This is a genomic window from Cereibacter changlensis JA139 (genome assembly GCF_003034985.1).
GTDB classification, from domain to species: domain Bacteria; phylum Pseudomonadota; class Alphaproteobacteria; order Rhodobacterales; family Rhodobacteraceae; genus Cereibacter; species Cereibacter changlensis.
The window spans coordinates 1-8637 of the sequence record NZ_PZKG01000145.1; the positions used below are offsets into that span (position 1 = coordinate 1).

Below are 8637 nucleotides of genomic sequence, written 5' to 3' on the forward strand. Positions count from 1 at the left end.
TGGCGGTGCTACCGGCGAGCTACATCATCCGAAGGGACGTCACCCGACCTCGTGTCAGCGCCAGATTGAAACGCTTTAAGAAGATGCCGTCGATGCAACCACGTGCAAGGATCGCTTCGACTGCGAAGCTGCCGCGATTTCGGTCTGGAGCAACTCGGTTCGGGCGTGTCTGACCAGCCGCTGCACGGTGCGGCTGCCCACCAGCGGCCGGTGCTGCGCTCAGCCGCTCGTGAATGAGCAGGGCGGGGCTCTAGCTTAGCCGCATCAGTTCACCCCATTGTTCAGGGTGAGCCCAAAAGTCACGACGCCTCTCCCGCGGCACGAAGATGGATTTCGACCATAGCGCCTCCGCCCGGTCTGTTCCGGAGCGATAGATCTCCGCCATGGGCGGTTGCGATGGCCTGGACGATGGAGAGGCCGAGGCCAGTTCCGCCCGTGGCGCGCGATCTCGAGGCGTCGCCCCTCCAGAATGGGTTCACCGCAACGGCGTCCATATCCTCTGGGAAACCCGGCCCCCGGTCAAGCACACGGATGAGAGCGCCGCCGTCCGGCAGTTGCTCGGTCTCGCAGCGCAGGGATCCGCCGCTTGCCGCATAGCGGGCCGCATTCTCCATCAGGGCGAGCACGGCCTGACGGATCCGGGTCGGGTCCGCGGATATCCGGGCGGGTCGCAGGCTGGTTTCAAGCGCCAGCCCGCCGGCCTCAAGCATGGGTCGCGAGGCGGAGAGCAGCGTTTCCACCACCTCGGCGAGATCGAGATCTTGGCGCTGCATCACCAGCTTCTGGCCGATGGCCAGCGAGAGGGTGCGCAGATCCTCGATGATCCTGGCCAGACCCTCGACCTGCAGCAGCAGATCGCCGAGGACCTTCCGATCCATCGGGAACACCCCGTCGAGTATGCCCTGCAACCCGCCCTGCAGGACCGTCAGCGGGGTGCGCAGCTCATGCGCAACCGCCATGTTGCTGAAGCGCAACCGCTCCTCCATCTGTTCGAGGCTGGTGGCGAGGGCGTTGAAGGTCTCGACAAGGCTGGAAACCTCTCGGGTGGTTCCGGGCGATGCGGCGACGCGAACCGAGAAATCGCCGGATCTGAGAACTTCGGCCGCCCCGCTCAGGGTCTCGAGCGGCCGAGCGATCCGCCTTGCCAGATAGACGCCGATGATCGCGCAGACCAGCGCGGAGACCAGACCGATCGCCAGGGTGGCGATCTGCACCTTGAAATCCGTCGGCGCCACAAGCGCGTCGAGATGCTCGACGAGGGTTCTTAGGGCGGTCTCGTCCGGAACCCGGCCCTCGTTCACCAGCCTGTAGGCGGCAGCGGCTTCCGGAGGCAGGCTGCGGTTGTTGTCCTCCTCGAGATGGGCCGAATACCAGGTGACGCCGACATAGGCCATGCCGACGCTCAGCAGCAGCATGATCGCAATGACGATCGCGGTCAGCGTGGCAAGCGGCAGCGCGCGGGCGCGCCGGGTGGTCATTGCGGGTCCGCCAGGCGGTAGCCGACACCACGCACCGCCGGCAGGAAGCCGGGCTCGCCCATCTCGTCCAACTTTCGGCGCAGATTGGAGATGTGGGTGTCCACGGTGCGCGCCAGCGCATCGCTTTCCGGCATGCAGGCGTCAAGGATATCGGCGCGGGCGAAGGCCTGGGTCGGGTGCCGGATCATATGCGCGAGAATCCGGAACTCGCTGAGCGTGAGGGCTAGGGGAAGCCGCTGTCCGTCCTTGTTGACGAAAGCCACGTAGCTGCCGAAATCCACCTCGAGAGACCGGAAGCGGCGCACCGCATCCCGCGTCTCGCCCAGGGTCCGGCGCAGCACGGCCCTGACCCTTGCAACGACCTCCTGCGGGTTGAACGGCTTCACCACATAATCGTCGGCGCCCAGATGCAGGCCGCTCAACCGGTCGACATCATCCGCCAGCGCCGTCACCATGATGACCGGCGTCGAGCTGGTCTGCCGCAGACGCGCCAGCACGGCAAAGCCGTCCAGTTTGGGAATGCGCGCGTCCAGCAGCACGAGATCGGGCTTCAGGAGCGCATGGTGCTGCAGCGCGGTTTCCCCGTCCGAGGCCTGAACGGTGCGGAAGCCGTCGCGCCGCAGATAGGCGTCGAGGATCCGGGCGATCGCCGGCTCGTCCTCGACGATGAGAACAAGAGTGTTGTCCATTCCGATGCCTGCCACCATGCCCGTATCGCGCCGTCGATACGTCCCGGAATAGGGCTTTGCGCCATTCGGGACAATGCCGTGACACCGGGTTCGCCTGCGCCGGACAGCTCCTTGATCCGTTCTTCGCCGTTTCTTGACAGAGCCGTTCCAGATGGCGGTCGATCCATCGTTACGAGAGACCGGCATGAACCAGACTTTACCGGGCTTTATGCCCAAGCCTTCCGACATTGCGCCTCATCACGACATCCGAACCGGCATCGGCGCGGCGCAGCTCCTCATCGCCCGGCTGACGATCCTGATCAGCTTTGTCTTCATGATATTTCCGGCCATCGATCTGGCGGTGGCGCGCGGCTTCGCGGAAGGGACGGTCTTCGTTCTGGCCGAGCAGCCGTTTCTGAAGGGGCTGCGGCAGATCGGGCTCAAGGGCCCGTTCGTCGTCATCGCCGCCATGCTGCTGCTTCTGGCGCTGCGCGCCCTTCTGCCCAGGCGGCTCGGTCTCTGTGCGCCGCACAAGGCGATGTTCGTCGTCACGAGCTTCGTGGCCGGTCAGCTTATTGTCGAGACCCTGAAGCCCTTGATCGGGCGCGCGCGGCCCCGTCACCTGTTGGAATTCGGCGGTACGGCGGATTTCACCCCGGTTTGGCAATTCTCGGGCCAATGCGCCCGCAACTGCTCCTTTCCCTCCGGAGAGGCCGCGGCGGCGGCGGCGGGGCTTTCCCTGCTCGTGCTGTTTCCGGAAAGGCTGCGCCTGAAGGCGGCGATCCTTCTGGTACCCCTGCTCATGATGATCGCGTTCAATCGCGTGCTCTTCGGCGCGCATTTCCTGTCGGACGTTGTGCTGGCCTGGCTTCTGACCCTCCTGGGCATGGCCTGGATCTGGAAGTGGACAGAGAAGCACTCGGACCGCGTCGACAGGATCCTGATGGGAACACGGGGTCGGGGCAGGATGTCCTGAGGTGATCCCTCGGCATCCGTGGCGGGCGGCGGCACCAAGTGGCCGCGCGACCGCTCCTCGTCCCATGCGCTGGCCGCCGAATGCCGCTGAGCAAGCGGGAACGACAGGGTGATGCCGTAGAGCCGCAACGGCCTCGCCGGCGTTTCAGAACCCCGCAGCAGTCGGTCCGGCTTCGGGTCCAACATCCTGCCGAGGCTGGATCGGCAGCAGCGACCGGCTGTCGGACCGTATCATCATGTTCTTCGGCATCGCGATCAACGCCATGCCGGAATTCGTGCTCGGGATGCTGCTGATCCTGCTGTTCAGCGCGCAGGTCTTCCACCTGCTGCCCGCGGTCGCGCTGCTGAGCCCGGGGCAGTCGTCCTTCCTGCAGCTGCCGAAGATCATCCTGCCGGTGATGACGCTTGTGCTGTTGCAGATTTCCTGTTTCTACCGGCTGGTGCGCGCGACGATGATTGACGTGCTCTCGAGCGACTATGTCGAATTCGCCCGCCTCAAGGGGATGCCGCTGCGCACCGTTCTGTGGCGTCATGCCGTGCGGAACGGGCTTGTTCCGGCGGTGCAGGCGGTGGGGACGCTCACGGTTTGCATCGAGCATCTGCCCGTGTTTCGAACGGATTCCATGCGCGGTCGCGCGAACTGGGCTCAGGCGCCCACCGCCGCCGCAAAGTCCCGCGCTTCCGCCGGGGCCGCGCCGAGCCCGCCCGCCGCCGTCAGGTCGAGTTCGGGGAAGGCGCGGGCCACCAGTGCATCCAGCGAGGGCCCGCCCGGCCGGGCCTCGGCGCAGAGGGCCTTGACCTTCGCCTGCGCCTCGGGGCGCGGCATATGGCGGGCGAGGGCGAAGCTGTAGGCCTCGGCATGGATCAGCCCGCTGCCGTCGTCGAGCCCGCGCGCCATCGCCGCTGTATCGGGGCGGATCTTGCTCGCCAGATCACCTGCCTGCGCCAGCGCCCGCCCGGTCGAGAGGCAGAGCTGCGGCAGGGTCAGCCATTCGACGAACCAGGCGGCGCCGTCGCGTTGCTGGCGATGCACCGCGGCGCCCTGGATCGCCGCCGCCAGCGCCGTCACCTGCCGGGCCAGCGCCACAAGCACCGAGGGGCCGACCGGGTTCTGCTTCTGCGGCATGGTGGAGGAGCCGCCCGCCCCGGCGATGGCGATCTCGCCGATGCCCGATTGCGCCATCAGGATCAGATCCTCCCCAAGCTTGCCCAGGCTGGCGCAGAGCCCGGCCATCCAGGCGGCGAAGGCGGCTGTCCGGTCGCGTTCGGCATGCCATGAATGGCCCGGATCGGCCAGAACCAGCGCCTCGGCCAGAGCGGCGCGCACCGCGGGCCCGGCCTCGCCCATGGCCGAGAGCGTGCCCGCCGCGCCGCCCAGCGAGACGGTCAGCAGCTCGGGGCGCAGCGCCGCCAGCCGGGCGCGGTGGCGCAGCAGCGGGTGCCCCCAGCCGGCGACCACGGCGCCGAAGCTGGTCGGCGTCGCCGCCTGCCCGTAGGTGCGGGCGGCCATCGGCGTCTCGGCATGGTCGCGCGCCAGCGCCCCGAGCGCCGCGATCAGCCGCAGCAGCCGGGCGTCCCAGAGCTCGATGACCCGCCGCAACCGCAGGGCCAGCGCCGTCTCCATGATGTCCTGGCTGGTGGCGCCCCAGTGCAGGTGTTGCGCATGGTCGGGCGCCTGCATCGCCTTGCGGAAGGCGGCGACGAGCCCCGGCACCGGCACGCCGTCCGTGGCCACCCCCTCGGCCAGCGCCGAAGGGTCAATCAGCACCTCGCGCGACGAGCGGTCGATGAAGGCCGCCGCTGTCTCGGGGATCACGCCGAGCCGGCCCTGCACCCGGGCCAGCGCGCCCTCGACCAGAAGCATGGCGCGGATCTCGGCGCTGTCGGAGAAGAGGGCGGCCGTCTCCTCGTCGCCGAAGAGGCTGCGGTAGAGGGCGCTGTCGGCGGGGGCTGCGGGCATGTCGGTCCTTCGGTGGCTTGCCTGTCCTTCATAGCGGATCGGCGGGCGGGGGCCAGCCGCCGCCCGAAAACCGCGCTCAGATGTCGAAGAACACCGTCTCGTTCTCGCCCTGCAGCACGATGTCGAAGCGGTAGTTGTCCGGCCCGGTCTTCTTGGCGATCAGCGTCTGCACCCGGTCGCGATGCTCGATCCGGCCCAGGACCGGGCAGGCGCTGTTGTCCTCGTCCTCGAAATGGACGCGGGTCTGCAGGCCGAGGTTGATGCCGCGAGCGACGATCCACAGCGAGATATGTGGCGCCATCATCCGACCATCCGGATAGGGAACCGCCCCCGGCTTGATCGTCTTCAGCACCCACTCGCCGGTGTCGAAATCCGCGATGATCCGCGCCCAGCCGCCGACATTCGGGTCCGCCGCGCCGCGCGGGTCGTTGCCCGGGTAGATCCCCGCCGCATCGGCCTGCCAGCTTTCGATCAGCGCATCGCGCAGGATCATCCCGGCGCCGTCGCGCACCGTGCCGACGATGGTGATCTGCTGGCCCTTCGCCTCCTCGCGGATCGGGCTGTCGCCCAGATCCTGCGGATAGACGCCGCCGATGCCCAGCTTGTTCGGCGTGAGACCGATATGGACGAAGGGCCCGGCCGTCTGAGACGGCGTTTCCTTCAGATAATCGAGCGGCTGCATCACATCCCCTCCCTGCGGTTCTCGAACAGGCTCTGGCGGCGGCCGCGCAGCACGACGTCGAACTTGTAGGCAAGGCAATCCATCGGGATCGCCCGGTTCATGTCGAGCGGCGCGACCAGCGCCTCGATGGCCTTCTCCTGGCCGATGGTGCGCACGATCGGGCAGCGCGCGATCAGCGGGTCGCCCTCGAAATACATCTGGGTGATGAGCCGCTGGCCGAAGCCGCTGCCGAAGACCGAGAGATGCACATGCATCGGCCGCCAGTCATTCACCCGGTTCGGCCAGGGATAGGCGCCGGGGCGGACGGTGAGGAATTCATAGCTGCCGTCCGGGCCGGTCAGCGTGCGGCCGCAGCCGCCGAAATTGGGATCGAGCGGCGCGAGATAACCGTCCTTCTTGTGCCGGTAGCGCCCGCCGGCATTGGCCTGCCATATCTCGACCAGCACATTGGGAACGCCGCGGCCCGTTTCGTCGAGCACCCGGCCATGCAGGATGATCCGCTCGCCGATCGCGGGCTGGCCGGTGAAGTTCAGGATCAGGTTGTTGTCGAGCGCCCCGATCATCGATTGACCGAAGGCCGGCCCGGTCTCTTCCGACAGGGTGGAGCCGAGCGCCACCAGCGGCCGGAAGGGAGCGCGGGTCATCGAGGTCTTGTAGCCCGGCGTATAGGCCGCAGGATGCCAATCCCGGTCGCGGAAGAAGAGGGGGTCGCGGTCCCCCTCACTGTTGGCTGTCATCGGCTCGCCTCCATCTCGGCAAAGGTCTCCCTGGCGATCTTGATCGCGTGATTGGCGCGCGGCACCCCGGCATAGATGGCGACATGCAGCAGCGCCTCCATCACGTCTTCGCGGCTCGCCCCGGTGTTGGGGGTGGCGCGGATATGCAGGGCAAGCTCGTGATCGTTGCCGAGCCCGGCCAGCAGGGCGATGGTCAGCATCGAGCGTTCGCGCAGCGGAATCGTGTCGCGCGACCAGACATGGCCCCAGGCGGCCTCGGTGATCAGGTTCTGGAACGGCGTGTCGAAATCCGTCCGGGCCGCCTCGGCACGGTCCACATGGGCGTCGCCCAGCACGCGGCGGCGCGTCGCCATGCCTTGGGCCTGCATCGTCGGGGGCTCCGTCATCGGGCATGCTCCTTGAGGAAGGGGATCAGCAGGGCGGCGAAGGCGGCGGGCGTCTCCACCGGCGGTAGGTGACCGGCGCCGGGAATGACGTGGAAGGCCGCGCCGGGGATCAGCGCCGCCGTCGCCTGCACCAGATCGGGTGGCGAGGCGCCATCCTCGGCCCCGGCGATGACCAGCGTCGGCTGCCCGATCCGCGCTGTCGTGGCACCGAGATCGGCCGCCGCGATGGCGCCGCAGGCCGCGGCATAGCCCGCGACCGGGGTGCGGATCAGCATGTTGCGCCACGGGGCCAATTCCGGGGCAGCGCGGAACGGCGCGGCGAACCAGCGCTCAATCACCGCATCGGCGACGCTGGCCATGCCGCCGGCCTGGATCGCCGTTATCCGCGCGTTCCAGCTGTCGGCGCTGCCCATCTTCGCCGCTGTGTTCGACAGCACCAGCGCCCGCAGCAGATCGGGCCGCTCGACGGCGAGCACCTGACCGATCATCCCGCCGATCGACAGGCCGACGAAGACCACCGGCCCCCCGGCGACCACCTCGATCAGCGCGGCGGCGTCCTCGGCAAGGTCTGCGATGCTGAGCCCCAAAGGCTCCGGCGCGTCCGAAAGCCCGTGTCCGCGCATGTCGAAACGCAGCGCGCGGATGCCGGGCAGGAGCGGCAGCACCGCATCCCAGAGCCGCAGGTCGGTGCCGAGCGACGTGGCGAAGACCACGGTCGGCCCTGCGGCCGCCGTGTCGCAATGATAGTGCATCGCCCCCCAGGGGCGCGTGAGAACTTGCATGGGCTCCTCCGTCTCCCATAATCTGCCACGACGAATTCCCGTTGAACAATGCGAAATGAGCCTGAATGGATAATCGTTCTGTTATGCATCCCGGCATCAAGCTGCGCCATGTGCGGGCCTTCCTCGACATCGCCGCCGAGGGCGGCATGTCGGCGGTCGCCCGGGCGCAGGGCGTCACCCAGCCGGCGCTGTCGCGCACCCTGGCCGAACTGGAGGCGCTTCTGGGCCAGCCGCTGTTCCTGCGGCAGGGGCGCAGGCTGGTGCTGACCGAGGCGGGGGCGCTGTTCCGTCGCCACGCCAGCGCCGGGCTGCAGGCGCTGGAGACAGGCGCCGCCGCCCTGCGTCCGGGCGCCGGCGGCACGATCCGGGTCGGCGTGCTGCCCACGGTGGCCACCCGCTTCTTCCCGCTGGTGGTGCTGCGCTTCCGCGCGCTGCGGCCCGATGTCCGGCTGGCCGTCGAGACCGGGCCGCATTTCTACCTGATGCGGCTGCTGCGCGAGGGCGACATCGACCTGATGGTCGGCCGCCTGCCCGGCGCGTCGGAGATCGCGGGGCTGACCTTCGAGCATCTCTACGAGGAGGAGGTGGTGCTGGTGGCGCGCGCCGGCCACCCGCTGGCGGGCCGCGCCGCCGCCGAGGTGCTGGGCCAAGCGCCGCTGATCCTGCCGCCGGAAACCGCGCTGATCCGGCGGCAGGTCGATGACTACCTCGCCTCGGTCGGGTTCGCCGGACAGCGACCGGCGGTCGAGACAGCCTCGCTGGCTCTGGGACGCGGCATCTGCCTCGCTTCCGACGCGGTCTGGTTAATCTCGCGCGGCGTTGTGGCCGAAGAGCTGGAGCGCGGCATCCTGACCGTCTTCCCCTTGGGCGCGCGGTCCCTGTCGGGCGCGGTCGGGCTGACCCGCAGGCAGGTGGCCAGCCCCGCCCGGCCGTCCGCCACGCTGGAAGAGGTCGCGCGGCAGATCGGGC

Annotated in this window: 9 protein-coding genes and 1 pseudogene; 3 read left to right on the forward strand and 7 right to left on the reverse strand. The window is 68.7% G+C overall.

The features are described from left to right. Positions 1–299: 299 nt before the first annotated feature. Complete coding sequence (locus C5F48_RS19700) at positions 300–1394, reverse strand: ATP-binding protein (RefSeq protein ID WP_211314600.1); 1095 nt, start codon at positions 1392–1394, stop codon at positions 300–302. 80 nt (positions 1395–1474) lie between these two features. Further along, positions 1475–2167, reverse strand: coding sequence for a response regulator transcription factor (locus tag C5F48_RS19705; RefSeq protein ID WP_107665513.1), 693 nt, complete (start codon positions 2165–2167; stop codon positions 1475–1477). 151 nt (positions 2168–2318) lie between these two features. Between C5F48_RS19705 and C5F48_RS19710 the strand changes: the two genes are divergently transcribed. Continuing rightward, positions 2319–3122: a phosphatase PAP2 family protein gene (locus C5F48_RS19710; protein ID WP_211314601.1), complete on the forward strand. Its 804-nt coding sequence runs from the start codon at positions 2319–2321 to the stop codon at positions 3120–3122. A 217-nt stretch (positions 3123–3339) separates the two neighbouring features. Beyond that, positions 3340–3675 (forward strand): annotated as a pseudogene (locus C5F48_RS26490) (ABC transporter permease subunit); the annotation flags it as partial. Positions 3676–3767: 92 nt separating this feature from the next. On the opposite strand, the gene C5F48_RS19720 reads toward C5F48_RS26490, so the two are convergent. The 5 genes from C5F48_RS19720 to pcaD all read right to left on the reverse strand — a co-directional run bounded on the left by C5F48_RS19720 (position 3768) and on the right by pcaD (position 7668). Continuing rightward, on the reverse strand, positions 3768–5081 hold the full coding sequence (locus C5F48_RS19720) for a lyase family protein (RefSeq protein ID WP_107665515.1): 1314 nt from the start codon (positions 5079–5081) through the stop codon (positions 3768–3770). A 76-nt stretch (positions 5082–5157) separates the two neighbouring features. After that, positions 5158–5763 (reverse strand): protocatechuate 3,4-dioxygenase subunit alpha, encoded by a 606-nt coding sequence (gene pcaG, locus C5F48_RS19725; RefSeq protein ID WP_107665516.1) that lies wholly within the window; start codon positions 5761–5763, stop codon positions 5158–5160. Continuing rightward, the gene (pcaH, locus tag C5F48_RS19730) at positions 5763–6500 is read right to left on the reverse strand and encodes a protocatechuate 3,4-dioxygenase subunit beta (RefSeq protein WP_107665517.1); all 738 of its coding nucleotides are present in this window, start codon (positions 6498–6500) and stop codon (positions 5763–5765) included. Before pcaH ends, pcaG begins: the two co-directional genes overlap by 1 nt. Then, the gene (pcaC, locus tag C5F48_RS19735; RefSeq protein ID WP_107665518.1) at positions 6497–6886 is read right to left on the reverse strand and encodes a 4-carboxymuconolactone decarboxylase; all 390 of its coding nucleotides are present in this window, start codon (positions 6884–6886) and stop codon (positions 6497–6499) included. Before pcaC ends, pcaH begins: the two co-directional genes overlap by 4 nt. Continuing rightward, positions 6883–7668 (reverse strand): 3-oxoadipate enol-lactonase, encoded by a 786-nt coding sequence (gene pcaD, locus C5F48_RS19740; RefSeq protein WP_107665519.1) that lies wholly within the window; start codon positions 7666–7668, stop codon positions 6883–6885. Before pcaD ends, pcaC begins: the two co-directional genes overlap by 4 nt. Positions 7669–7733: 65 nt before the next feature. On the opposite strand from pcaD, the gene C5F48_RS19745 reads away from it, so the two are divergent. Further along, positions 7734–8637: LysR substrate-binding domain-containing protein (locus tag C5F48_RS19745; RefSeq protein ID WP_146170657.1), on the forward strand; the 904-nt coding region annotated here is incomplete at its 3' end.